Below are 1,656 nucleotides of genomic sequence, written 5' to 3' on the forward strand. Positions count from 1 at the left end.
CACATCCATCAACTTAAGGTATATGTTTATACAAAGGCGGATCTTTCCATGTAGTTTTTCATTATTTTTTATAGATATCCTAAAAGTAGACATATCAAATAAACCCTGACGGGTTACAATTTTTTCACTATAATTATGCTACCTGATGAATGGAAGTGGTATACTCATAAACAACACCCAAAATATCAAAGACCGTTTTTTTCTCATATCTGTGGGATTTTCGTCCGTTTCGCTGTAGGAGGTTAAACAGACGAAGGAGAATCTTTGATAATTCTTGGGTGTCTTTTTGTAATGCTTGATGAAACAGTAAGAAATAATCTTTAATCATGTACATCGCTTTATATTCACTTAGCTCTTTCTGTTTCTTACGTAATAGGAGTTCTCTCATTTTAAACATAGTAGAAGAACATAATAGGATACTAATGAGTTGTCCATAAAGGTGACATTCTAGCCGCTCTTGTTTTATAGATTTACAACGATGAATTTGAAACCAAGATTTCCATATTTTAAATAACAGCTCAATTTGCCAACGCAGTGAATATAAATCATAGATTTTCTCTTTTGGTACCCATTCCGAAGGAATGTTTGTCATATATACCGTAATTCCTTGTAAAAGCTTCGTACGATCTGTATATGTAATCCCCTTTTTCTTTTCACGAATAGCTCGATCACGTAGGCGTTTCTGTGTTTGCTCCTCCGTACATCTATAAACCACAATACGAGTAGGAAGCTTGTCTTTACTCCCTACATATACATCATGTAACTCATACACTTGGCCAGGTTGTAATTCTTTCATGATATCTTCCAGATAAACTTGTATATATACTGGTCTCAATTGAGCGGGTTTTGTTTTAAATACCACTGTTTCGAATTCTTTTCTATATATTTTAGTTGGTAATTTAAGACGTGATAAATAATATCCTTGCTTATCTTGGATAGACTTAAAGTCTTGTAAACGAAAATATCCTAGGTCACGAATATATAGTTCATTCTTTTGTATCATACCTGTTCGAGTCGCACCATACGCCTGATCACTCCGTTTTCCTGGTTCAATTTTCACATCAGAAAATTCTCCACTCAATAAGTCATACTCTAGTTGAATTTTTACACCAGCTTTATGACTGCATCCTCCGGCACCAGGATAAGTAGATGCGAATCGATCTGGAACTTGAAAGGTTGTAGAATCAAGGATACGAATGCGCTCAAAGTAAGCAGAAAGAGAATGAGAAATCTTAGATAACCCTCCAATTTTAGCTTGTAGAAGTGTAGTAAATACAGTTCGAAAGAAGGATACAGAAGCCGAATTAAATCGTCGATTAAGTCCCTCCGGACTTAATAAAACTCCTGTTGAAGTTTCTAATTGACTACAAAGTTGAGTAAGAGAGGTAGTAGCGACCTGTTGATTTAACCATACACACAAAGATAAAAAATGATGCCCGTGGCATTTACGTTTTCGTTTCATGCCGCCTGCTTCTATAGCCAATTGATTAAGTGTAGTGGGAGACATATATCGATATAACTCTTCGGCAAATAAAGACAACTCTTGTTTTTGATGCATATTCATAAAAAGCACGTCACCCTTTCTCATTAATATAAGAGAATGGTAACGTGCTTTTAACTTCAAGAATAGTCCAAATCCTTAAGTTGATGGATGTG

Annotated in this window: 1 protein-coding gene; it reads right to left on the minus strand. The window is 35.1% G+C overall.

Annotated features, from left to right (window positions below):
* Nucleotides 1-133: 133 nt before the first annotated feature.
* The gene (locus CN373_RS21610; RefSeq protein WP_111901934.1) at nt 134-1,564 is read right to left on the minus strand and encodes an IS4 family transposase; all 1,431 of its coding nucleotides are present in this window, start codon (nt 1,562-1,564) and stop codon (nt 134-136) included.
* Nucleotides 1,565-1,656: the final 92 nt, after the last annotated feature.

The sequence above is a fragment of the Bacillus cereus genome (assembly GCF_002561295.1).
In the GTDB taxonomy this organism is placed as follows: domain Bacteria; phylum Bacillota; class Bacilli; order Bacillales; family Bacillaceae_G; genus Bacillus_A; species Bacillus_A cereus_S.

Bases quoted from the DNA above. Each gene is read 5' to 3' on its own strand.
- CN373_RS21610 (WP_111901934.1), bottom strand. From the start codon at position 1,564: ATGAATATGCATCAAAAACAAGAGTTGTCTTTATTTGCCGAAGAGTTA.